This window comes from Streptomyces sp. NPDC001714 (assembly GCF_042892755.1).
In the GTDB taxonomy this organism is placed as follows: Bacteria; Actinomycetota; Actinomycetes; order Streptomycetales; family Streptomycetaceae; genus Streptomyces.
The window spans coordinates 36939-60467 of record NZ_JBIAUL010000003.1 but is presented as its reverse complement, the minus strand read 5'-3'; the positions used below and the strand labels follow the sequence as shown (position 1 = coordinate 60467).

The following is a 23529-nucleotide window of genomic DNA, read 5'->3' as shown; positions in this document are numbered from 1 at the left end:
TGACTTCCCTGCCACGGTGCGTGTGATACCGACGGCGATTGCCCGAGGGCCCCGCACCCCGGCTCGGTCGGCGCGAGCGGGGCCTCGTACCCGCGTCAGGTCGAAGGGAGACCCGATGCCAAGGCATGCCGCGCCCGCGGCCGACGTGATAGCCGCGGCTCGGGCCGGCGATCGCGGCGCCCTGGAAGAGCTCAGCTCCCGGACGCTTCCGCTGGTCTACAGCGTCGCGGCGCGTGCGTACCCGTACCGCGACGACGTCGACGACATCGTCCAGGAGACGATGATGCGCATCCTGCGCGGTATCGGGGGACTGCAGCGCTCGGAGGCGTTCCGGTCCTGGGTGATCACCATCACCGTGAACGAGGTCCGCGACCACATCCGCAGGCGCGGCAGGAGGGAGACGACGGGAGCGGCGTTCGACGCGGCTGAGCACCGGCCCGACCCGGCCGCCGACTTCGCCGAGGGGGTCATCCTCGACCTGCGGCTGTCCGGCCAGCGCGAGGAGTCCGTGCGCGCGACGCGTTGGCTCGACGAGGACGACCGGGAGCTGCTGTCACTGTGGTGGCTGGAGACGGCCGGCCGGCTCGCCCGGGCCGAGCTCGCCTCCGCTCTGGACATGACCGGCCATCAAGCGGCTGTACGGGTGCTACGCATGAAGGAGCGCCTGCACACCTCCCGCGTCATCGTCCGAGCCCTCGCGGCGAGGCCCGCCTGCGGGGAACTGACCCGGCTGACCCTGGACTGGGACGGGGCCCCCAGCGGCCTGTGGCGCAAACGCCTCGGCCGCCATGTGCGGCAGTGCCCGCGGTGCGTGCGCCACGAGGAAGGCATGCTGGCCCCGGAAGGACTGCTGGCGTCCCTGGCCCTCCTGCCCGTGCCGGCGGCACTGCTGGCCTGGCGCCCGTGGCTGTCCGCAGGAACGCACGCCGCGGCGGCCGGCCAGGCCGGCACCACGGCCACTTCAGGCAGCGGGGGTTCCGCGACGGCGGGGGCAGCGGGGACCGCGGGGACCGCAGGGACCGCCGGGGCGAGCCTCACCGCGAAGGCCGTGGTGGCGGCGAGTGCGCTGCTCGCCGTGGGCGGTGGCGTGCTCGTGTACGCGGCCCCATGGTCCAGCCCGTCGGCGCGTCCGGCCACCGCCCCGACGGCTTCCGGCCCGGCGCCCGCGCCCTCGCCCACGCCCTCGCCCACCGCCTCCGTATCCGCATCACCGTCACGGCCGGCACCGGTACTGGGCTCGGCCGTCCCGCGTCCCTCGCCCCGGCCGCGGTACGGGTCCGTGGTCGACACCGTGGACGGCGCGCCACCGCCGGACCGGCCGCCCGCCGCATTGCCCCACCGCCCGCAGACCACGGTGACGATGACGGGGCTGAAGAGACACCTGGACGGCTACCAGCTCGTCCACCGCGGGGACACGGTGGTACTGCGCGGGAAGGGCTACTTCACCGTCCACTGGGACGTGATGTACGGGCTGCGCCCCGGGCTGCTGACCATGCCCTCGTGGACCGGACTGCGGGGAAGGCTGTTCCACGTGGCCTCGGGCGGCGGCCACCGCATGGACGACCGTCAGCCGGGCGCGGCCGCCGGCGGTACCTGGATGGGCAACCGGCAGCAAGGACTGATCACCCTGCCGCCGGGAGCCCAGCAGATGTGGCAGAACGAGTACTACTACCTCGACGGCAGCGTCACACTCCACCTCAACGAAACCCAGGCCGACTACAACCTCGACGTCCTGCCCTCCTCCTGGCAGCAGACAGCCGACGACATCGCCAGTCCCCCGGCCCCGCACTCCGCCGACCGCGAACGGTACGGACTCGTGCGCGACACCGGCCGCGACGACGCCCCCGTACCGCAGTACACCACCCGCTCCACGCCGACCGACGCGGGCACCGTGCCCCAGCGCTCCGCCGTGTCCTGACCATGGGCGGTTGCCCAGGCGGGGCGGTGCCCTTGCCGAAACCTTGTCCGCCCTGGTGGGAGCCGGTGTGCGGTTCGGCGACCGCGGCCGCTTGTGTCTGTGCTCTCGCGTAGTTGGCGATCGCTGCGACGTGGTGATCGGCCGTGCTGCTGCGACTCGCCTGTTCCGCGTCGCGAAGGCGTGTTGGCACCGCTGCCCGTCGGGGCTGAGGAGACGAGCCGACCTTGAACCGAGGATTGAGCGCGGCCCGCTCCGAGGAGTAGCCGGTGCGCGCCATCGTGTCCTTGAGCGTGACACTCGGCTCGATCGCGCCTCCTGAGGAAGACGTATCCCCAGGCCCGGCGCGTCATCGGATGCACCGGGCCTGGGGGCGGCCTCAGCTGGTGAAGGTGAAGTACTTCCAGGAGCCGTGCGTGGTCGAGTTCACGGTGTCGTTCGAGGAGTTGTCGATGTAGGACGACCGCACGCGCATCGAGTAGCCGGTCTGGTGCGTGCCACGCAATTCCACCACTGACTTGCCCGTGGAGCCGAGCTTGAAGTAGTCGTACCCCGCCGACCGCCAGGCCCCGGCGGAGTAGATCTGGAACTCCAGCTTCTGCGAGCGGCCGGGGTAGGCCGTCATCGTGGTCGTGAGAAGCGGGTTGGTCTTCTTCCGGAAGTAGTACTTGGTGTGCCCGTTGACCTTGGCCGTCTTGTAGTAGCGGCTCAGGCTCAGCGACACCTTGACCTTCGCGCCCACCCGGCTCGTGGCCGTCTTCGGGGCGGTCCGCGCGTCGCCGGAGAAGGACGCGCTCACCGTGGTGTCGCGCTTCAGGGGCAAGGTCACCGACAGGTTGCCCTTGCTGTTGACCGTGCCGGTCTTGACCAGGTACTTGCCCTTGCCGTCGCCCGCGGTGTCCGCGTAGAGCGAGAGCGTCCGGTTCTTGTACGTCGTGCCGAGGTGGGCGGTGAACGTCACGTCACTGGCGTAGTCGTAGACGGCGCCGTTCTTGTTCACGGTCAGGGTCGTCGCGTTCCGGGAGACCTCGACGGTGTCGGAGGCGGAGGCAGCCGTGCGATCGGCGTCGCCGGCATAGGAGACCTTGTACGTGACCTTGCTGCCCGCGGGCGGGATGTCGGTGAAGGAGAAGGTCCCGTCCGCCTTCACCGGCGCGGCGGGGAGTGCCTTGCCGTTCGGTGACTCCAGGTCCGTCCGGATCACCGCGACAGTGGCACCCGCGGGCAGCCCGAGCGTGTTCGTGACCTGGCCGGAGACGGTCAGCGACTTGGCTCGGGCGGCGGTCTCCGGGGCGTTCACCGTGACGGTGGTGACGGCCTTTGCGGGCTCGGTGACGACGCGCAGGCTGTACCTGTTGGAGAGACCGTGTGTGACCGCGAAGAGCCGGCTGCTGTCGGGTGCGAAGGCGAGGTCGCCGTGGTCGAGCAGGGCCTCTTGGGAGACCCCACCCTGTTCGTCGGTGAAATTGGCGGTCCGCCTCGGGGTCGTGCCGCCCGGCTTGTAGACGGACACATGGGGGGAGAAGTTGGCGTAGGTGTCCGTGCCCACCGCGACGAGGCCGTCCGGCGCGACATCCACCGACCGTTGTGCCGAGTAGCCGCTCGGATACCTGATGGTCTGCGACAGGTCCGAGGTCCGGAAGACCTGCTGGAAGTCGCCTGCCGAGGTGGCCACCACGAGTTCTGTGCCGTCCGGGGTGAGCGCCAGGTCCTCCGCGGTGTTGCCGATGGCGGCGTCCTGGCCGCCGAGGAACGCGGTCCGGTCGGCCGTGCCGGACGACACGTCGTAGATGCCGAGGGTGAAGTAGTACTGGCGCGAGCCGGCCGCCAGGGTGTCGGGAGCGCCGGGTGCCGAGTCCAGCAGGGGAGCGTCCTTCCACGTCCCCTCGGCCTCCTGGGCGAGGGAAACCTGCGGCTGGCCGCCGGACAGGTCGAGAGAGCCGATGTTGCCGTGGCCGACGCTGCCATAGCCGAACCAGAGTTTGCCGCCGGCGAGCGCCAGGTGCTGCGGATCTGTGCCGTCACCCGTCGCGTACCGCCCGGCCTCGGTGAGCGTCGCCGTGTCGATGGCCACGATCTCATCGGCGCCCGGCACGGCGACGTAGACCGTTGCCGAGTCGGCGGAGAGCTCCAGGCCGTCGGCCTGCGGCAGTGAGGTGATCGTCCCGAGGACGGTGCCGTTGTAGTCGGTGGCGACGACCTTGCCTCCCGACGGGTCACTGATGAAGACCCGCTGGTGAACGCCGTCCACGATGATGTCGCCGCTGGACGTGAGGGGCAGCGCGGCACTGCTGTCGGCGACAGCAGAGCCCGCCGCCGAGCCGATCAGAGCGACAGAACCGAGAGTGACCGCGAGCGCTGTTACGGCCGAAATGCTGCGCACACGCACAGTGATGCAACCCCCACTAGGAAGACAGGATGCCCACAAGACCCCTGGAGCCCCTTCAGGGTTGTACGGCACACCTGCGCAAGTTTCCGCAGGTCCCACTGCATGCCGCCCAGAAGCCGGGCACCTTTTGACGCAGGCGCGCACTCGGGTCGCTGCGATCGGGGTCGAGCGGGTCGTGGAACGGGGGCCGGCCATGGGTGTCCGGAGCACTCGGCAGGCGGTTTCGCCGGAGCGCTGCTTGGCGCCGATCCAGCCACAGCGGGTGGCGTGGCAGCGGCGTCACCCTCGGGGTTGCCGAATTCGTCGTATGCGAACGCCGTCAACGCTTGGGAGGTGTCCAGCGGCAATTGCACGATGACGTCGCCGTGGATGTCGGTGAACTGCGGGACGGTGTCATCACTGGCGCCGGTGACCGCGTCGAGGCCGCCGCTGCTGCCCTGCACGGTGCGAGCGAGGGTGGTGCCGGTCTCCTGGATCCGGTCGGGGTTGTCGCCGTCGGAGCCGTAGTGGTCGGTCTTGGACCCGGTCTGGGTCCGGGTGCCGGCCACACCGAGTCGATGGGACCGCACGAGGGCGTCACGCGTGCGGAGCGGCCACGGAGCAAGAGATCATCCGGCCGGGGCGCCCGTTCTGGTGTGCAAGGCCATGGACCGTGGCCTGAGCCTTCCTTGGTGTGCCTCTGCAGGGCGTGCCCATAGCGTGCTTCACAGGAAACACACGTGACATGCACATGTCCTACGCTGGGTCAGGCCTTGCTCCTTCTCCCCCACGGAAGGTCTGGGAAACGCGGATGACCAGAGCGGACCGGATGAGAAAGCCCAGAGCGCGGTTGGCGGTACTGCCCGCCGTTCTGGCCAGCCTGCTGGCGTTGACCCTGGCGGCACCGTCTTCCGCGGCCGACACCGGCACCACGCCATCGCCATCGCCATCGACATCGGCAACGGCATCGCCATCGGCAACGGCAACGAACACGACCGCTGCGCCCGGCACTCGTGCCCTCTGCGCGCGCCCGAGTCGCCCCGGCGAGGCGTCGTGCTTCGCGCTCGCCCGTGATGACATGGGGCGGCAGGCCAAGGGCCTCCAGTCCCTCGCGGCACCGGCGGGGCTGGGCCCCGCCGACCTCCAGAGCGCCTACGATCTGCCCTCCGGCACGGCCGGGGCCGGCGCCACGGTGGCGATCGTCGACGCCTACGACAACCCGAACGCCGAGGCCGATCTGGCCGTCTACCGCAGTCAGTTCGGCCTGCCGCCCTGCACCACTGCCAACGGCTGCCTCCGCAAGGCCGACCAGCGCGGTGGCACCGACTACCCGCAGCCCGACGGGGGCTGGGCCGGGGAGATCGCCCTCGACCTCGACATGGTCAGCGCCGCCTGCCCACAGTGCTCCATCCTGCTGGTCGAGGCCGACGACGCGAGCATCGACAGCCTCGGCGAGGCCGAGAACACGGCGGTCGCGCTCGGCGCCGCGTACGTCTCCAACAGCTGGGGTGCGAGCGAGAGCGCGATCGGCGACCTGCCCGGCGACGCCTACTACAGGCACCCGGGTGTGGCCATCACGTTCAGCACCGGCGACAACGGCTACGGCACCAGCTACCCGGCCTCCCTCCCCTATGTCACGGCGGTCGGCGGCACCTCGCTCGCCCGGGACACCTCCGCGATCCGCGGCTGGAGCGAGTCCGCCTGGACCGGCGCGGGAAGCGGCTGCTCGGCCTACCAGGCCAAGCCCTCCTTCCAGGCCGACCGGGGCTGCGCGAACCGCGCCGTCGCCGACGTGTCGGCGGTGGCCGACCCGGCGACCGGCGTCAGCGTCTACAACACGTACGAGGACGGCGGCTGGGGCGTGTACGGCGGCACCAGCGCGTCCGCCCCGCTCATCGCCGCCACCTACGCCCTCGCCGGGAGGCCGGGTGCGAAGACGTACCCCAACGCCTACCCGTACGCCCACACCGGAGCCCTCCACGACGTGGCCACCGGCACCAACGGCACCTGCGACACCGCCTATCTGTGCACCTCCGGCACCGGCTGGGACGGCCCGACCGGCCTCGGCACCCCCGACGGCACCACCGCCTTCACCACCGGCCCGTACGGCGAGCTGACCGGCAAGGTCACCGACCCGGACACCGGCACCGGGCTCGCCGGCGTCCGCGTCACGGCGGGCGCCAACGCCGCGACGACCGCCGCCGACGGCAGGTACGACATGACGCTGCCTGCGGGGACGTACGACGTGACGGCCGCGCGGTTCGGCTACGGCAGCGCCGTCTCGGCCGGCGTCGAGATCGGCGACGGCCGGACCGCGAGCCGCGACTTCACGCTCACCGAGCAGCCGCTGGTCACCTACACCGGGCGGATCCGGGACGGCTCCGGGCACGGCTGGCCGCTCTCGGCGGGCGTCCAGGTCGCGGGCGAGCCGTCGACACGGACGTACACCGACCCGGCGACCGGCCGCTACACCCTGCGGCTGCCGGCCAACAGCGCCTTCACCCTCCAGGTCGACCCCGTCTACACCGGCTACCAGGTGACGACGGCCGACGTGACGACCGGGACCGGAGCGGGCCACCGGGACTTCGCCGTCCAGGTCGACGCCGCGTCCTGCGTGGCGCCCGGCTACCGGCAGACGTTCAGCGACCCCAGCCAGACCTTCGACGGCACGGCGGCGCCGGACGGCTGGACCGTCACCGGCGCCGACGCCGGACACACCTGGGTCTTCGACGACCCGGGCGCACGCGACAACCTCACCGGCGGCTCGGGCGGCTTCGCCGTCGCCGACAGCGACCACTACGGCGACGACGAGAACACCTCGCTTCTCTCACCCGTACTCGACCTGACCGGCTACGACACGGCCGCGGTCCGCTTCGCCACCTACTACAAGAAGTTCGCCGACGACTCCCGCGCGGACGTCGACCTCAGCACGGACGGCGGCCGGAGCTGGTCCACGGTCTGGCACCGGGACACGGTCAACGCCGGACCCGGCGTCCAGGCGCTGAGCCTGCCGGACGCGGCAGGGAAGTCCGCCGTACGGCTGCGGTTCCGCTACACCGCGCACAACGCCTACTACTGGCAGGTCGACGACGTCACCTTCGGCGGCGTGCGGTGTGCCCCGGTCCCAGGCGGGCTGCTGTACGGCACAGTGACGGACCGGAACACCGGCGCGGCGGTGCCCGGAGCCTCGGTCACCGCTCCCGGCGGCGCATCGGCGACGACGGCCGGGGACGGCACGTACGCACTCTTCGTCCCCGGGACCGGCCGGCCGCGGATCACCACGGCCGCCGACCACTACACCACGACGACCAGGGCGGTCCGGGTCCGGGCCGACCACGCGAGCCGCCTCCAACCGGTGCTGCGCGCAGGCCAGTTGGCGGTAGGTCCGGCGTCCGTCACCAAGTCCGTGCACCGGGGTCGGACGGCGACGGCACGGCTCACCCTGCGCAACACCGGCTCGGCACCGCTGACCGTGACGCTCACCGAGCGGTCCGGTGACATCCCGGCCGCGACGGTCACCGACCCCGCCGCGCAGTACGTGCCCGGCGACTACAGCCCCCTGCCGCTGACCGCGGCCAAGTCCACCACCACCGCATCCGGCACCAAGGCGGCGGCTCCGGCGGCCTCCGCCTGGACCGAGGTCACCGACTACCCGACGGCCGTCATGGACAACGCGGTCGCGACCGGCCCGGACGGCCGGGTCTACTCGGTCGGGGGCATCGACGGGACCTCCCTGCTGGACGGCGGGAACGTCTACGACCCGGCCACCGCCGCCTGGACGGCGATCCCCGGTGGCCCGGCCACCCCGCGCGAGGCCCCCGAGGCCGCGTTCCTCGGCGGGCAGCTCTACGTCACCGGCGGCTGGGACGCGACCGGCGCCCCCGTCGCCGCCACCGAGGTCTACGACCCGCAACACCACACCTGGTCCAGCGTCGCCCGGACGGCCACCCCCTACGCCGCCGCCGGCTCGGCGACGCTGGACGGCAAGTGGTACCTGGTCGGCGGCTGCGGCTCGTCCGGCTGCGGCACCACCACGGTCCAGGTCTACGACCCGGCCACCGACACGTGGGGCACCACGACGCCGTACCCGGAGCCCGTCTCCTGGCTCGGCTGCGGGGCCGTCGGCGGCCAGTTGTACTGCGCGGGCGGCTACACGGCGACCGGCGGCACCCGGCACGCCTACGTCTTCGACCCCGTTTCCGCCCACTGGACCCGGATCCCGGACCTGCCGACCGACCTGTGGGGCTCCGCCTACACCGCCGTCGACGGACGGTTCCTCGTCTCCGGCGGTACCAGCGACCTGATGGCGGGCCGCACCGACGGCGGCTTCGCCTACGACCCCGCCGCCCGCACCTGGACCGGCCTGCCGCCCTCCGTCAACGCCCTCTACCGGGGCGGCGGCGCGTGCGGCTTCTTCCACGTCGGCGGGGCCCGCAGCGTCTTCGACGCCACCCCGGCCGTCGAACGGCTGCCGGGCCTCGACGACTGCGTCCCGGCCGCCGACGTGCCCTGGCTCACCGCCGCCCCCGTCACCGTGCGGCTGCGCCCGGGCGCACACGTGACCGTAACCGTCCGCCTCGACGCGTCCGTCACCGCTGTCGACCGGACCGGGACGTACACGGCCGCGCTGGCCGTCGGCACGGACACGCCGTACACCTACCCGGTGGTCCCGGTGCGGATGACCGTGGGCTGACCCATGCGCTGACGCCGGTCCTGCACAAGCCGTCCGGCCGCGCTCCGAACGAGCGTGTCCGGACGGCTCTTCTCGACGCTCCTGGCCGCCGCTCGCCGAGTTGTCCGCGAACTCCCCCGGGATTGTCCGTGATCGGTAACGGACGCATCGCCAGGCCGCCGCCCCTCGTCCTGTCATGTGGTCGCAAGATGACCAAGGACCGGTGAGGAACTGCGGAAGGGCGGGGCGGACATGGCACGGCACGGCGGCGGGCGGGGCTGGTACGGCAAGGTGCTCGGTGCGGCGCTCGGTGTGACGGTGTTCGCCGCCGGTGCCTCGATATGGACCGCGCAGGCCGGTGCCGTCGGCGTCGCGTCGCCGAAGGCGAAGACGCGCGCGTCCGCCACGCTGCGCAGTGCCGTCAAGCCGGTCTCGGTGACCATCGCGCACGCCTCGGACCAGGGGGCGCGCGGCGTGAACATCACCATCGACGACGGCCCCGATCCCGTGTGGACCCCTCAAGTGCTCGACGTGCTGCGGGAGTACGGGGTGAAGGCCACGTTCTGCATGGTGGGGACGCAGGCGCAGGCCCACCCGGACCTCGTGAAGAAGGTCGTCGCGGCCGGGCACCGGCTGTGCGACCACTCGGTGTCGCACGACACCACCATGGACAAGAAGTCCGAGGCCTACCAGTCGCGGGAGATACTCGACGCCGAACGCATGATCACCGAAGCGTCCGGGGGCGTAGCGCCGATGTACTACCGGGCGCCCGGAGGTGCCTTCACTCCCTACAGCCGCAAGCTGGCCGCCTCCCGGGGCATGCGTCCGCTGGGCTGGAACGTGGACACCAAGGACTTCGAGCAGCCGGGCACGGACGCCATCGTCGCCACCGTGGAGCGGGAACTGCCCAACGGGCCGACCGTTCTCTTCCACGACGCGGGCGGCGACCGCTCCGAGACCGTGGCCGCCCTGCGCCGGATCCTCCCGCACCTCAAGGAGCAGGGGTACTCTTTCGGCTTCCCGGTACGCTGAGCCCTTCGCGCAAGGACACACCGCGTCAGACCCGAAGAGCCGCGACGCAGCCGACCACCATCGCCCGGGCACGTACAACCAAGGGCTCCCTCCAGTCGTCTCCTACACGCCCGGACCAAGATCCGGCTCACCGCCCCTGGAGAAACATGCGTATGCGTACCGCCGCGGCCGCCATCGCCGGCACTTTGGCGCTGATCGGGTTCGTCACGCCCGCCGCCCATGCGGACACGAGCGCCGGCGACACCGTCTTCAGCTCGCTGACCTTCAGCAAGAAGACCGTCAACGTCGGAATCAGCGCGGCGCAGACGCTGAGCATCACGGCGACCGCCAAGGACAACTCCGGGATCAAGGAAATAGTCGGCTTCAAACTGGTCAGCTCCGACGGCCGCTACCTCTACGCGAACTCCGTGTCCTGCAGCCGTCCGACGTCGACAACCATGAAGTGCACGGGCAAGTACACCCTCGACCCCGACCTCGTCGACAGCTACTACGACCTCAAGAACAGCTCGGCCGGCACCTGGTACTTCCGGGCCGAAGCCGCGGCCAAGGACAGCGACTACTACGAAATCCAGAAGAGCGCGCCCTTCGAAGTGAAGCGGATCGCCAAGCTCGCGAACACCCAGGCCGGGCCCGAGCCGGTCGCCAAGGGCGGCAGGCTCACCGTGACCGGTGCGCTCACCCGGGCCAACTGGGACACCAATGTCTACGCCGGGTACGCCGGCAAGTCCGTGGCCCTGCAGTTCAAGAAGTCCGGCTCCTCGACATACGCGACCGTCAAGACCGTGACCACCGACAGCAGCGGCAAGCTGAAGACAACGGTCACCGCGAACGCCTCCGGCACGTGGCGGTGGAAGTTCGCGGGCACGAGCACCACGACCGGCGCCACGGCGTACGGCGACGGCGTCGCCCTCGGATAGTCAGCGGGTCGAGGTGGTGTGTCGGCGTGCGGGTACGAGCGGTGGCTTTCGGCACCGCAGTCGCCCCCACAGCCAGTAGGGGCTTCAGCCGCTCCCGCACCTGTGTCTCGCTACCGGTGCTCGGGGTTCTCGTAGTCGCGGCGGCAGCCGGCGTCCCAGACGGTGCGCTGGTTGCCGTAGGCGGGGATGCCGCCCAGGTCCTTCAGCGCCCGGGCCAGGTGGAGCAGGTTCCAGGTCATGAAGGTGGTGTTGCGGTTGGTGAAGTCGTTCTCCGGGCCGCCGGAGCCCGGATCGAGGTACGACGGTCCGGGGCCCGCCTCGCCGATCCAGCCGGCGTCCGCCTGGGGCGGGATGGTGTACCCGAGGTGTTGCAGGCTGTAGAGGACGTTCATGGCGCAGTGCTTGACGCCGTCCTCGTTGCCGGTGATCAGGCAGCCGCCGACGCGGCCGTAATAGGCGTACTGGCCTGCTTCGTTGAGCAGGCTGGAGCAGGCGTAGAGGCGTTCGATCACCCGCTTCATCACGGAACTGTTGTCACCCAGCCAGATGGGACCCGCCAGTACCAGGATGTCGGCCGCCAGGACCTGCCGGTACAGGTCCGGCCAGGCGTCCGTCTCCCAGCCGTGCTCCGTCATGTCGGGCCACACACCGGTGGCGATGTCGTGGTCCACTGCCCGTAGGACGTCGACTCGTACCCCCTGCGCGTCCATGATGGCGGTGCTGCGGTCGATCAGCCCCTGCGTGTTGCTCGTGCCGGGCGACCGTTTGAGGGTGCAGTTGATCACCAGGGCCCGCAGGTCGTCGTACCGGGCCGGCGGTGTGTCGGTGGCGGGCGACGAAGTGGTCACACGGTCCTCCCTGAGCCTGCCGCCGCTCGGTGTCCGGCGGCGAGTCCATATCCGGATCCAGCGTGCGGGCCGACCGCGGACGGCGCCACCACAGCACCTCCGAATGGCCTCGGTGGTGCGTGAGCTCCGGTACGGGTCGGTACCCGTCACCGGTCCCCGGGCGGCGGCCGACAGGTGGCCGAGGCGGGCGGGGCGTGCCTACGGTCGCCCCATGGGCACCGATGCCGCGACCGGGTCGCGGGACACTGCAGCAGTGGATGACGTCGCGCACCTGTTGGTGCGTTGTCTGCGGGCCGAGGGCGTGGAGTACGTCTTCGGCATCCCCGGTGAGGAGAACATCCGTTTCGTCGACGCGCTGGACGGATCCGGGATCCGGTACGTCCTGGTGCGTCACGAACAGGCCGCCTCGTTCATGGCGGAGATCTACGGGCGGCTGACCGGCCGGGCCGGTGTGTGTTCGGCCACGCTGGGGCCCGGCGCGATCAATCTGCTGCTCGGCACCGCGGACGCCATGACGAACAGTGCGCCGCTGGTGGCCCTGGCCGCCCAGGGCTCCCTGCGCCGCGTCCACAAGGAGTCGCACCAGGTCATCGACCTGGTGTCGATGTTCGCTCCCGTCACCCAGTGGTCGGCCCGCGTCGAGTGTCCGGACGCGGTGCCGGAGATGACACGCAAGGCGTTCAAGACGGCGCAGAGCGAACGGCCCGGCGCCGTGTTCCTCGCGGTCCCCGAGGACGTCGAAGCGGAGCGTCCGGCCGGGCCGCTGGCACCCCTGCAGATCGATACGGTGCAGGCGGACGCGCCGTCACCCTCCCAGATCGCACGGGCGGCCGAAGTGCTTTCGGCCGCACGGCACCCGGTCGTGCTGGCAGGCCACGGCGCCGCCCGAGCCGGGGCCTCGGCCGCCCTGGTGCGGTTCGCCGAACGGCTGAACATCCCGGTCGCGACCACCTTCCACGGCAAGGGCGTCTTTCCCGACGACCATCCGAACGCCCTCGGCGCGGTCGGCTTCATGCGCCACGACTACGGCAACTTCGGCTTCGACGCGGCCGATGTGCTGCTCTGCGTGGGCTACGAGATCCAGGAGTTCGACCCGGCCAAGATCAACCCGAACGGCGACAAGCGGATCGTTCACGTCCACCGCTTCCCCGCCGAGGTGGACGCCCACTACCCGGTCACCGTGGGTGTCGAAAGCGACCTCTCACAGGCGCTGGACGCGCTCGCGGCGGCACTGCCCGAGGGACTCACCTACGATTCGGGAAGCAGCGAGAAGATCCGCACCCTGCTCGACGAAGAGCTGCAGTACGGACGTGACAACGACGCGTTTCCCCTGGTGCCGCAGCGCGTCGTGACCGATGTGCGCACCGCGCTGGACCGCCACGACATCGTGCTCGCCGACACCGGCGCCGGAAAGATGTGGATGTCCCGTCTCTACCCCACCTACGAACCGGACACCTGCCTGGTCTCCAACGGCCTGTCCACGATGGGGTTCGCACTGCCGGGTGCCATCGCCGCCAAGCTGGCCCGGCCGGACCGGCGCGTCCTGGCGATGATGGGGGACGGCTCGTTCCTGATGAACTCCCAGGAACTGGAGACGGCCGTCCGTGAACGCGTGCCGCTGGTCGTCCTGGTCCTGATGGACGAGGAATACGGCCTGATCACCTGGAAGATGGAACTCGAACTCGGCCGCCACAGCCACACCCGGTTCACCAACCCGGACCTGGTCGCCTACGCCGAAAGCTTCGGCGCACGCGGCTACGTGATCGAGACCGCCGACCAACTGCTGCCCGCACTGCGCCGCGCCCTCGACGACAACTCGGTCTCCGTGATCGCCTGCCCCGTCGACTACTCCGAGAACCTGCGCCTGACCGACAGACTGGGCAGCCTCCACGGCCCGTTCTGACCCGACAGCCCCAGAGCCTCCGGGCCGGCATCGGGAAGGACTGTCCGGACCGCCTGCCCGTAGCGTCCCCTCAAGAGCGGTCAACCACGGTCACCAGCGGTGCGACCCCGTCCGGCCGACTGCTGTGCCAGGGCGCTTGAGGCCAGCCCAGAGGCCGTCTGGCCCGTCAAGCGCCATCGCTTCCCAAGCCGAGAGCGCGAGTTCGACTCTCGTCACCCGCTCCAGAGAGAAACCCCAGGTCAGTGGCCTGGGGTTTGGGTCGCCAACCGGGGGAGGATCAGGCGGCTTGATCCCTCGCATCCACGAACGGGGGAGCGGCACCCTCGGCCGCGAAGAAGGACCAGCGCGTGGCGCCGTCCGGGGACCAGCTCGGGTACAAGGCCACCCCGCCCGTCGACCTCGACAAGGACGATGTACCGCTCCTCGCGTCGCGTCCGCACCAGCCCCGCGAGCCGCAGCTTCGCCTGATGCTGGCTCACCGCCGTCCGGGACGCCTCGCAGCGCTCGGCCCGTACGCGTCCCGACCGGCCGGCGGCACAGCCACGACCGCCTCGCCGACAGCCCGCACGCGCACTGACCCCCGGAGGGCGAGGAACCGGCCCGTCAGCGTCTCGCGCAGGTGCCCCGGCCACCGTGGAGGCGGCCGGGGCCCGCCGAACCTCACGCAGGAACGGCCACCGCGGCGGGCGCCGAGGTGAGATGCCCGGCTCGGTGCAGCTGCGCCACCAGCGCCGCGCACACGAATCCGGTGGCGCCCAGCACCGCCCAAGGCAGCCAGCGCACATCGGTGTCGAACAGTGCGCCGACGGCGAGGTTGCCGACGGAGATCGCGATGCCGGAGGCGGTGTTGTAGGCGCCGTAGTACGTCGCGACCAGCCGGTCACCGGACAGACGTACCACGGTGTCCATCTCGAACGGATAGAGCAGCGCGCCGCCCCAGGCCAGCAGCGCCGCGCACACCGTCAGGGCGCCCACGCCGGCCACGGCGGCGTGGGCGCCGGGCAGCATCGGCAGGAAAGCCGCCCCCATCACCGCCAGCCCGCACACGATCGCCCTCGGCCCGGGCAGGTTCCGCTTCGCCCAGGCCGTCAGTTTCAGCTGGCCCGAGAGCGCGGCCAGTGCCGAGACGGCGAAGACCGCTCCGGTCACCACCCCGGTCCGCTCCCCGAAGAGTTCACGGGCGCGGAGCGGAAGCGCCAGGTAGACCTGGAAGGCCAGGAGGTACGAGCCGCTCATCGCGGTGGCGAAGAGGAGGAACGGCCGGTTTGCGGCGACGGCACGCCAGTCGGTGGCCACCGTCCGCCAGGCGGGCTCGGCACCCCGGTCGGCCGGGGGGCGTGCGGGCAGGGCGCGGGCCTGGAGTACGGCCAGCGCCCCGAAGATGAGCGCGGCGACCGCGCACACCGCACCGAAGTCCCAGGTCAGCAGGGCGAGTCCGGCGAGCGGGCCGACCAGGACTCCGGCCTGGTAGAAGACGTTGAAGGCGGCGAACGCCTCCACCCGCCGTTCCTCGCCCGCGTCCGCCGCCAGGTACGCCCGTACGGCCGGGTTGAACAGCGCGCCCGCCAGACCCGTGAGCGCGGAGGCCGTGATCAGCGCGGGCAGGCTGCCCGCCACCGCGAGCAGTGCGAAGGCGACCGTCCGCAGCACGCACCCGGCCAGGATCATCGGCTTGCAGCCGTACCGGTCGGCGAGGGTGCCGCCGACCAGGAACATGCCCTGCTGGGAGAGGTTGCGCACGCCCAGCACCAGGCCGACGGCCCAGGCGGCCAGGCCGAGACCGTGGGCGAGGTGGTCGGCGAGGTAGGGCATCAGCATGTAGAAGCCGAGGTTGATGGCGAACTGGTTCACCATCAGCAGCCGGGCCGGCCGGTCGAAGGAGGCCACCTGGGCCCGCAGCCCCCTCATCGCACGCCCGCCTTCGGCACGTCGCGCCCGAGCGGATCACGGACCTGGCTGCACCGCGTCCATGCCGTCACCTCGCACTCGTCCGGCTCGGCGATCTCGTGCGGCTCCGCCGGCGGTTCCAGGCCGAGCAGTCGGTGCTCACGGCACCAGGCGTCGTTGTAGACGGTCTCCAGGTAGCGGTGCGGGCCGTCGGGGAAGATCGCGGCGATGCGCGTCCCGAGGGGGTACGTCCGTGCCGCCCACCCGGCCACCAGCGCCACCGCCCCGACGCTCCAGCCTCCGGACGCGTAGTGCAGGCGGGCCAGTTGCCGGCAGGCCCACACCGCCTCGGCCGGGCCCACCCAGTGGACCTCGGTGAAGGCGCCGTAGTCGACGTTGGCGGGATGGATGCTGGAGCCGAGCCCGCGCATGAGGCGCGGGCGCGCGGGCTGTCCGAAGATCGTCGAGCCGGTCGCGTCCACGCCGATGAGCCGCAGCTCGGGGAAGGACTCACGCAGCTCCGCCGCGACCCCGGCCGAATGCCCGCCCGTGCCCACGGCGGCCACCAGGACGTCGATCCGGCCGATCTGGGCGACGAGTTCGGCGGCCAGTGGCCGGTAGGCGGCCCTGTTGTCGGGGTTGTGGTACTGGTCCGGGCAGTAGGCGTCGGGGGCCCGGTCCAGGAGCTCGGCCACGCGCTCGCGGCGGGCCTGCTGCCAGCCGCCGTCGGCATGCGGTGCGGCCACCTGGTCGACGTGCGCGCCCAGGGAGGTGAGCAGCCGGACCATCGACGGCTCCATGCCGGGGTCGGTGACGACGGTGACCGGATGGCCGTAGGTCAGTCCGGCCAGGACGAGGCCCAGGCCGAGGGTGCCGCTGGACGACTCGACGACGGGAGCGCCGGGCAGGAGTTCGCCGCGCCGACGCGCTTCGCGGACCATGTGCAGGCCGGGGCGGTCCTTGATGCCGCCGGGATTGGTGCCTTCCAGCTTGGCGTAGAAGCCGCGTCCCGGCGGGGCGAACGGCTTCTCGATCCACAGCGCGGGTGTGTTGCCGACCAGGTCGGCGGGGCGGCGGGCGAGCAGCGGGACGGGGGTGGTGGCCCTGATGGGCAGGGCGGATTCGAGCAGGGAAAGATCCATGGTCGTACGGCTCCTTCGCACCCGTCTCTCGGGCGGGCGCGGTGCAGGCGGTGCGGGGGGCGCGCGGGCACGCCGAGCCGCGATCCGGCGCCTGCGGGGGCGCGGAACCGGTCGGAACGGCGTGCGGGGCGTGCCTATTGCCGCCAGAGGCAGTGCCGTACGCACGCGGATCTGCCGCCGTCCGGTGCGGGATCACTGTCCGTCGGACCGGCGCGGCCGAGCCAGGGGTGCGTGTCGGGGCGGTCGACGACCGGTTCGAGGAGCTGCGGGGCGTGGGCCGGAAGGTCGGCGGAGTCCCGGACGCGGTCGACCGCGTGCTGCAAGGTGTCGTCGGATGCGTCGCCGTGACGGCGACCGTGATCGGGGTCGGACGCCGTCTGCTCCTTGGCCGTCGACACCATGACGTGCGTGGTGGTGATCGGCTGGTGCGGGCCGAGGAACGCAGGCCCGTGCAGGGCGCCCACCAGGTGGGACGCCACCAGCAGGATCAGCCCGAGGAGCAGGACGGTCGGCAGGGGGCGATGCTGAGCGCGCCTGCCGACCATCGTACGGATCACATACGGATCGTAGTCGATCGATTACGGAGCGGCAGGTCCAACGTCGCCGAGCCGGTCGCCCTCCAGAACTTCGGCTCCAAGTCGGCGCCGTACCGGGCGGCCCTCGACCAGCCACCGACTCGGTCTCCGACCTCCTGCACCGGGCCGCCGACGCCGGCCGCCCGGTTCCCGAGGTGCCGGCGGCGTGGATTACGCACCCGGCGGCGGCATTGTCTGCGTACAGGGCCGTACCGGTGTCGGCGTGGGCGACGTCGGTGCCGGGACCGGCGATCAGTACGGAGAGGACGGCGGCAGGTGTCGCGAGCAGTCGTCAGCGGCCCACCGGGTACGACCGTTCGTGCACGCGCCGGACGTCATCGCGCTGGGCCGTGCCGCGCACTCCGAGGAGCGTGGTGTCGCCGGCGAGGTGCACACCGCACGTCGTGCGTCGCGGCCGGGCGGCCAGGCCGATGGCGGGGATCGCTCGTCGAGTGTGCGTCGGGCCGCTGATCACCACGGGACCTTGCCCTCGGCCGTGTCGTACACCGAGCGTCACGGATAGGGTGAGCAGTGATCAATCGGACGGGCGGGGATGAGGGCGGCGCACGGCATGGGCGGCACCGAGGAGAAGCAGGCGAAGGGGTCCGGGCGTCCCACGTCACGCGACGTCGCCCGGATCGCCGGCGTGTCCCACACCGCTGTCTCCTTCGTGTTCAACGGGCGCGCCGAGGGCAACCTCTCGCCCGCCACCCAGGAACGCATCCGCCGAGCAGCCGAACAGCTCGGATACCGCCCCGACCCCGTCGCCCGCGGCCTGCGCCGCCGCCGTACCGCCGTGATCGGCCTGGTCACCGACGAGATAGCGTCCACGCCCTTCGCGGGCCGGCTGCTGCGCGGCGCGATGGAGACCGCCTGGGACAACGATCACCTCGTCCTGACCGTGGACTCCGGCGGCGACCCGGCCAAGGAGGACGCGGCCGTCGCCGAACTGCTCGACCGCCGCGTGGACGGCATCATCTACGCCGCCATGTCGCTCCGACGGGTCCGCGTCCCCGAGGGCCTGCATCGCACCCATTCCGTCCTCGCCAACTGCCTGCCGGAGGACGACTCACTGCCCTCCGTCGTCCCCGCCGAACGCGCTGGAGGGCGCACGGCCGCCCGGCTGCTGCTGGAGGAGGGACACCGCCGGGTCGCCATGGTCGGTGGCCAGGACGACATCGCGTCCGTCGAGCGGCTGCGCGGGTTCCGGGACGCCCTGCGCGCCGAGGGGATCACGGTTCCGAAGGAATGGGTCCTGCGCACCGGGGGCGAGATCTCCGGCGGGTACGAGGGCGCGCTGCGGAGCCTCGACGGGGTCCCCGCCGAACGCCGCCCGACCGGGATCTTCTGCTACAACGACCGGGTCGCGGCGGGCGTTCTGCACGCCGCGACCCGCCTTGGCATCGCCGTCCCCGCCGACCTCTCGGTGGTCGGCTACGACGACCAGGAGCACATGGCCGAGTTCCTCACCCCGCCCCTCACCACGGTCGCGCTGCCGCACCGCGCGATGGGCGAGGCCGCGGCCCGGCTCCTCCTCGACTCCATCGACACCGGCCGCACCCCGCCCGCCACCGCACGGCGCATCGCCTGCCCGGTGATCAGCCGGGCGTCCGTGGGACCAGCTCCCACCCCGTGACGGCCGTCGCCGCCCCCGACACGACGAGCGCGGGCGCGTCGCCGGGGCGCAGGTAGACGCGCTCGGTGATCGTGGCCCGGTCGTCGACGAACACCTCGACCAACGAACCGTCGACGAGCACCCGCAGCTTCTTGCCCGGCGCCCGCACCACCACCGGCGCCGACTCGTCGGCGGACGTGCGCGGCCGGGCCCCGCGATCCAGTGTCACGGTGCCCGCGTCCGGGTCCAGCCGCACCGCCACCTCCGCACCCGAGGCGGACCGCAGCAGGCTCACGGTGGTGGGCCCGTGTGCCGTGACGGCCAGGTCGTACGACCGCGGAAGCGACACCCGGCCACCCGGCTCCGTGACGAACGGCTCCGGCGCACGCAGCAGTTCGAGCTCCCGCGCCGGTACGACGCGCAGCGCGCCGTCAGGGTGTACATCCACCTCCCTGGGCGCGCTGAGGACGCCGGCCCACCCGGCGAGATCCACCTCGCCCTGCTCGCGCGCTTCCCAGGACCAGCCCCACAGCAGGGCCCGGTCCGGCTCCTGGAGCACGGCGGGCGCGTAGAAGTCCCGCCCGTGGTCGAGCCGGCCGCCGGTCCGTGCCGCGAAGCGCAACCCGGCGCCGTCGCAGGGGTGCAGACCGCCCGTCAGGTAACCCGTGGTCCACGGGGCGCCGTCCCACAGCGACAGCACGAGCACCCACTCCCCACCGGCCGTCGCGTACAGCTGCGGGCATTCCCAGCCGACGGCCCGATCACCGAACAGGTCCGCGGCCACCGGGTCGTTGCCGTCGAGCAGCACGCCGGCGAACCGCCAGTCGGACAGGTCGGCGCAGTCGTACAGCAGGACCGACGGCGTGCCGTCGGCGTGCCCCGCACCGACCAGTGCCCACCGTCGGCCGTCGGCGGTGAACACGAACGGGTCGCGGAACATCACCAGGTCCAGGTCGGCCGGTGGGCCGCTCACCACGGGCGTCGGCAGCGGCTTCCAGTCGGTGAGCGTCTCGTCGTCCGGAACCACGGCCCGGGCCAGGCAGACGGTGCCAAGGCCGGTGTGGTGGCGGTCGACGCCGGTGTACACGGCGGTCGGCACACCGTCGTCGTCGACGACGCAGCCGGACCAGCAGCCGGCCTCGTCCGGGCCGCCGGGTGTCGGGGTGAGCGCGATCGGGTGGTGCTCCCAGTGCGCCAGGTCGGGGCTGGAGACGTGGCCCCAGTGGATGTTCGCGTGCACCGGGGCGTCGGGGTTGTGCTGGTAGAAGAGGTGATAGCGGTCCCGCCAACGGAACGGCCCGTTGGGGTCGTTGATCCAGTTCGCGGGCGGACGGACCCTGAAACGCGGTGCGTTGGGGTCGTGGTTCAACGGTTGACTCCTGCGGACGTGATGCCCTCGCGCAGAGGGCGCTGGCCGACGACGAACACGGCGACGGCGGGGAGCATGGAGAGGACGACTCCGGCGAGGACGACGGAGATGGAGCCGGTGCCGAGGTTGCCCTGGAGGGAGACGAGGCCCAGGGGCAACGTGTAGTTCTGGCCGGACGTTTCGAGGATCAGCGGCCGGAAGAACTCGTTCCAGTGGTAGTTGAAGGCGAGTACGCCGACGATCGCGAGGCCGGGCGCGGCCAGCGGCGCGTAGACGGAGCGGAAGATCCGCCAGGGCGCGGCGCCGTCCAGCATGGCCGCCTCGCCGAGGTCCTTGGGCATGCCCAGGAAGTACTGGCGCATCAGGAAGGTGCCGAAGGCGGTCGGGAAGGCCGGGATGATCAGGCCGAGCAGGGTGTCGGTCAGGCCCATCGACTTCAGGACCAGGAACACCGGCACGACGGTGACCTGCAACGGCACCATCATGGTGGCCAGCACCAGGCCGAACAGGGCTTTCTTGAAACGGAATTCGAGGCGCGCGAAGGCGTACCCGGCAAGGCCCGCAGTGATCATCTGGCCTGCCGCGATCAGGGCGGTGACCAGCGTGGAGTTGAGGGCGAGCAGCCACACGTCGAGCTGGTCGAACACGCCGCGGTACGCCGCGGTCGTGGGATGGGCCGGGATGATCTCCGGGGGCAGGTCGAAGGACTGGGCCGGGGTGCGCAGCGAGGTCGACACGGTCCAGATGACCGGGCCGAGCGTCAGCAGCGCGCACCCGGTCAGCGCGGCGATGCGTGCCCACGGTCCGAGCGAGTACCGGGCGCGGCTCAGGGACGGACTTGCTTGGCTCAAGGGACTCACCCGGCTCACTGGTAGTGGACGAAACGCCGGCTGAGCCGGAACTGGACGGCGGTCACGGCCATGATCAGCACGAACAGCAGCACGCCCACCGCGGACGCCTCGCCGAAGCGCAACTGCTCGAACGCCGTCTCGTAGATGACCATCACGACGGTGCGGGTGGAGTCACCGGGCCCGCCGTCGGTGAGGACGTACGGCTGCTCGAAGACCTGCAGCGCGTTGATCACGCCGACCACGGTCGCCACCAGCAGCGTCGGCGACAGCAGCGGCAGCGTGATGTGCAGGTGCTTGCGCAGACCGGTCGCGCCGTCGAGGGAGGCCGCCTCGTGGACCTCCTTGGGGATGTTGTTCAGGCCGCCGACGAACAGCAGGAACGAGAAACCGAACTGCTGCCAGACGTAGACGATGACCACCGTCGCCATCGCCGCGTTCTCGGACGTCAGCCACGGCACCGGGGCGATCCCGACCAGCCCGATCAGCCAGTTCACCACCCCGAAGTCCTGGTTGAACAGGTACTTCATCACCACGGAGATCGATGCGGCGGACAGCACCAGCGGGAAGAAGAACGCCGAGCGGAACACCGACCGCAGCCACGTCGGCATCCGCCCGGTCAGCGTGAGCGCCAGGGCCAGCGCGACGAGCAGTTGCAGCGCGACCGCGAACACCATGAACACGAGGGTGTTGCGGAAGGAGACCAGCACGGTCGAATTGCCGAAGACCTCACGGTAGTTGGCGGTCCCGGCGAAGCTCGGGGCGTCGATGACGTTCCAGTGGAACAGGCTGAGCACGACCGAGCCGACGATCGGTACGACTGTGAAGACGACGATGCCGACGACGGTGGGTGCCAGGAACAGGGTGGCCAGCAGGCGGGTGCCGCGGTCCCGGGGGGACCGGCGCGGGGCGGCTGACGGACGGGCCGACGTCCGTGCGGGCGCGGGGATCTGAGTGCTCGTCATATCGCACGCTCCATGGCCTTCTCCAGGTCGCCCTGCATCCTGCGCAGCGCGGGGCGCACCGAGCGCGGGGAGGCCAGGGCGGTGCCGGTGTACTTCAGCAGGACCTCGGTCACCTCGGCGACCTGCGGCGGCGCCGGGATCGGCCCGGTGTCGGGGAACGTGTCGAGGGTGTCGTAGAAGACCTGCCAGTGCGCCGGGCCGGTCTCCTGATAGCGGCCGGCGGTCAGCATCGACCGGCGGGCCGGGGTCGTCTGGTTGGTGTCGAACAGCGCGGTGAGGGTGTCCCTGCGGGCGGCGTACTTGATGAACTCCCAGGCCTCCTCCTGCTTCCTGGAGGTGCGCAGCAGGGCGTAGCCGGCGGCGCCGAACTGCATGCGCTGGGTGCGCAGGCGGGGGAAGTACTGGACGTCGTAGGCGTCGGCCTTCATGCCGGCCTGGTGCAGTCCGCCCGCCCAGAAGCCGCCGGCCGGGGTGACGCCGACGCGGCCGGTGGAGAAGACGCCGACGAGGTTCTGGCCGTTGCCGCCCTCGGGGCGGGTGCAGAGGTCCTCCTGGATGAGGGAGGCGAGATAGTCGTACGCCTCCTCGACGCGGTCGTCGGTGGCCTGCGGGGTGGTCCAGCGGAAGCCGCCGCCGCGGCCCGTGCGTTCGGCGGCCGGGTAGAAGGAGTCCCACAACCAGGCGCCGCCGGGTGCCTTGGACTCGGCGAGGAGGTTGGTGCCGTTGTTGAACAGCCAGGGCACCACGCCGCCCCACAGCCGGTTGGTCCAGAAGTACGGGGTGAACTGGGAACCGCTGGACCTCTTCATGGCCCGCAACAGCGTGGTGAAGTCGTCGCGGGTCCAGTCCGGCGCCGGGAAGTCCGCGCCCGCCCGCCGCAGCACCTGCCGGTTGAGGTACATGTCGGCCGCGTTGAACTCGACCGGCAGCTGGTACAGGCTCCCCTCGTACATCATCGACTCCACCAGCGAGGGGTGGACGTCGGCGAAGTACTCCTTCAGCTCCGCCGCGTCCCGCTTCACCCAGCGGTCCAGCGGGACCCCGAGCCGCTGGGCGAACAGCTGGACGCCCTCGGTGGCGACGTAGACCAGGTCGGGGGCGGTGCCCGCCGCGATCTGGGTGAGGATCTTCGCGAAGAAGTCCGACCAGTCCACGGCCTGCACCGCGTTGATCCGGAGCTTGATGTCCGGGTGCACATTCCGGAAGCCGTCGGTGAGCGTGCGGATGGCCTCGGGCCCGTAGGCCGGGCCGAGGGTGGCGACGACGAGCGAGCCGTCGTCGCGGCCGGGGATGTCGGCCCCGGTGAGCCGGTCCCAGCTCGCGGCGGTGCCGGCCAGGGCGGCGGCGCCCGCCCCGTAGGCGCCGTAGCGCAGCAGGGCGCGGCGGGTGAGGTTCGAGTCGGTCATCCAATGTGCCTAACTCGTGTTAGATCAGGGTTGACGCCCCAGATGATGGGAAGCGCGTCACAGCCAT

16 protein-coding genes and 1 pseudogene are annotated in these 23529 nt (G+C 71.5%); 6 read left to right on the top strand and 11 right to left on the bottom strand.

Going from position 1 to position 23529, the window contains the following annotated elements; genetic code table 11:
- The first annotated feature begins 115 nt into the window (after positions 1–115).
- The gene (locus ACFY0P_RS09060; protein WP_388908985.1) at positions 116–1918 is read left to right on the top strand and encodes a sigma-70 family RNA polymerase sigma factor; all 1803 of its coding nucleotides are present in this window, start codon (positions 116–118) and stop codon (positions 1916–1918) included.
- Positions 1919–2294: 376 nt separating this feature from the next.
- Here the strand turns inward: ACFY0P_RS09060 and ACFY0P_RS09055 are convergent, their stop codons facing one another.
- Positions 2295–4304 carry a YncE family protein gene (locus tag ACFY0P_RS09055; protein ID WP_388908983.1) on the bottom strand — a complete coding sequence of 670 codons (2010 nt, stop codon included), beginning with the start codon at positions 4302–4304 and terminating at the stop codon, positions 2295–2297.
- A 1057-nt stretch (positions 4305–5361) separates the two neighbouring features.
- Here ACFY0P_RS09055 and ACFY0P_RS09050 point away from each other — a divergent pair.
- From ACFY0P_RS09050 to ACFY0P_RS09040, 3 genes are all read left to right on the top strand, one after another.
- Positions 5362–8976 (top strand): carboxypeptidase regulatory-like domain-containing protein, encoded by a 3615-nt coding sequence (locus tag ACFY0P_RS09050; protein ID WP_388908981.1) that lies wholly within the window; start codon positions 5362–5364, stop codon positions 8974–8976.
- 231 nt (positions 8977–9207) lie between these two features.
- Complete coding sequence (locus ACFY0P_RS09045) at positions 9208–9987, top strand: polysaccharide deacetylase family protein (protein WP_388908979.1); 780 nt, start codon at positions 9208–9210, stop codon at positions 9985–9987.
- A 146-nt stretch (positions 9988–10133) separates the two neighbouring features.
- Complete coding sequence (locus ACFY0P_RS09040) at positions 10134–10904, top strand: calcium-binding protein (RefSeq protein ID WP_388908977.1); 771 nt, start codon at positions 10134–10136, stop codon at positions 10902–10904.
- A 110-nt stretch (positions 10905–11014) separates the two neighbouring features.
- On the opposite strand, the gene ACFY0P_RS09035 is transcribed toward ACFY0P_RS09040, so the two are convergent.
- On the bottom strand, positions 11015–11752 hold the full coding sequence (locus ACFY0P_RS09035) for a flavodoxin family protein (RefSeq protein ID WP_388908975.1): 738 nt from the start codon (positions 11750–11752) through the stop codon (positions 11015–11017).
- A 211-nt stretch (positions 11753–11963) separates the two neighbouring features.
- Between ACFY0P_RS09035 and ACFY0P_RS09030 the strand changes: the two genes are divergently transcribed.
- Positions 11964–13655, top strand: coding sequence for an acetolactate synthase large subunit (locus tag ACFY0P_RS09030; protein ID WP_388908973.1), 1692 nt, complete (start codon positions 11964–11966; stop codon positions 13653–13655).
- A 410-nt stretch (positions 13656–14065) separates the two neighbouring features.
- Here ACFY0P_RS09030 and ACFY0P_RS09025 read toward each other — a convergent pair.
- The 5 genes and pseudogenes from ACFY0P_RS09025 to ACFY0P_RS09005 all read right to left on the bottom strand — a co-directional run.
- Positions 14066–14164, bottom strand: a pseudogene (locus tag ACFY0P_RS09025) (transcriptional regulator); the annotation flags it as partial.
- Between the two features lie 151 nt (positions 14165–14315).
- Positions 14316–15563, bottom strand: a complete 1248-nt coding sequence (locus ACFY0P_RS09020) for an MDR family MFS transporter (RefSeq protein ID WP_388908971.1) — start codon at positions 15561–15563, stop codon at positions 14316–14318.
- Positions 15560–16684, bottom strand: a complete 1125-nt coding sequence (locus ACFY0P_RS09015; protein ID WP_388908969.1) for a PLP-dependent cysteine synthase family protein — start codon at positions 16682–16684, stop codon at positions 15560–15562. The genes ACFY0P_RS09020 and ACFY0P_RS09015 overlap by 4 nt, the downstream gene beginning before the upstream one ends.
- A gap of 134 nt (positions 16685–16818) precedes the next feature.
- Positions 16819–17241, bottom strand: coding sequence for a hypothetical protein (locus ACFY0P_RS09010; protein WP_388908967.1), 423 nt, complete (start codon positions 17239–17241; stop codon positions 16819–16821).
- A gap of 310 nt (positions 17242–17551) precedes the next feature.
- Entirely contained in the window at positions 17552–17734 is a 183-nt protein-coding gene (locus ACFY0P_RS09005) for a hypothetical protein (RefSeq protein ID WP_388908965.1), read from the bottom strand.
- A gap of 96 nt (positions 17735–17830) precedes the next feature.
- Here ACFY0P_RS09005 and ACFY0P_RS09000 point away from each other — a divergent pair, with 96 nt between their 5' ends.
- Positions 17831–18895 (top strand): LacI family DNA-binding transcriptional regulator, encoded by a 1065-nt coding sequence (locus ACFY0P_RS09000; protein WP_388910063.1) that lies wholly within the window; start codon positions 17831–17833, stop codon positions 18893–18895.
- Here ACFY0P_RS09000 and ACFY0P_RS08995 read toward each other — a convergent pair.
- From ACFY0P_RS08995 to ACFY0P_RS08980, 4 genes are read right to left on the bottom strand one after another with little or no spacing between them, the layout of a single operon-like run.
- On the bottom strand, positions 18858–20243 hold the full coding sequence (locus tag ACFY0P_RS08995) for a glycoside hydrolase family 32 protein (protein WP_388908963.1): 1386 nt from the start codon (positions 20241–20243) through the stop codon (positions 18858–18860). The genes ACFY0P_RS09000 and ACFY0P_RS08995 overlap by 38 nt on opposite strands.
- A complete protein-coding gene (locus ACFY0P_RS08990) occupies positions 20240–21094 on the bottom strand; it encodes a carbohydrate ABC transporter permease (protein WP_388908961.1) in 855 nt (284 codons plus the stop codon). Before ACFY0P_RS08990 ends, ACFY0P_RS08995 begins: the two co-directional genes overlap by 4 nt.
- A 14-nt stretch (positions 21095–21108) precedes the next feature.
- Positions 21109–22056, bottom strand: coding sequence for a carbohydrate ABC transporter permease (locus ACFY0P_RS08985; protein WP_388908959.1), 948 nt, complete (start codon positions 22054–22056; stop codon positions 21109–21111).
- On the bottom strand, positions 22053–23462 hold the full coding sequence (locus tag ACFY0P_RS08980; RefSeq protein WP_388908957.1) for an extracellular solute-binding protein: 1410 nt from the start codon (positions 23460–23462) through the stop codon (positions 22053–22055). Before ACFY0P_RS08980 ends, ACFY0P_RS08985 begins: the two co-directional genes overlap by 4 nt.
- Positions 23463–23529 lie beyond the last annotated feature (67 nt).

Coding starts and splice junctions, on each gene's coding strand:
- ACFY0P_RS09060 (WP_388908985.1), top strand. CDS start 116: ATGCCAAGGCATGCCGCGCCCGCGGCCGACGTGATAGCCGCGGCTCGG.
- ACFY0P_RS09050 (WP_388908981.1), top strand. CDS start 5,362: ATGGGGCGGCAGGCCAAGGGCCTCCAGTCCCTCGCGGCACCGGCGGGG.
- ACFY0P_RS09045 (WP_388908979.1), top strand. CDS start 9,208: ATGGCACGGCACGGCGGCGGGCGGGGCTGGTACGGCAAGGTGCTCGGT.
- ACFY0P_RS09040 (WP_388908977.1), top strand. CDS start 10,134: ATGCGTATGCGTACCGCCGCGGCCGCCATCGCCGGCACTTTGGCGCTG.
- ACFY0P_RS09030 (WP_388908973.1), top strand. CDS start 11,964: ATGGGCACCGATGCCGCGACCGGGTCGCGGGACACTGCAGCAGTGGAT.
- ACFY0P_RS09020 (WP_388908971.1), bottom strand. CDS start 15,563: ATGAGGGGGCTGCGGGCCCAGGTGGCCTCCTTCGACCGGCCGGCCCGG.
- ACFY0P_RS09015 (WP_388908969.1), bottom strand. CDS start 16,684: ATGGATCTTTCCCTGCTCGAATCCGCCCTGCCCATCAGGGCCACCACC.
- ACFY0P_RS09000 (WP_388910063.1), top strand. CDS start 17,831: ATGGGCGGCACCGAGGAGAAGCAGGCGAAGGGGTCCGGGCGTCCCACG.
- ACFY0P_RS08985 (WP_388908959.1), bottom strand. CDS start 22,056: ATGACGAGCACTCAGATCCCCGCGCCCGCACGGACGTCGGCCCGTCCG.
- ACFY0P_RS08980 (WP_388908957.1), bottom strand. CDS start 23,462: ATGACCGACTCGAACCTCACCCGCCGCGCCCTGCTGCGCTACGGCGCC.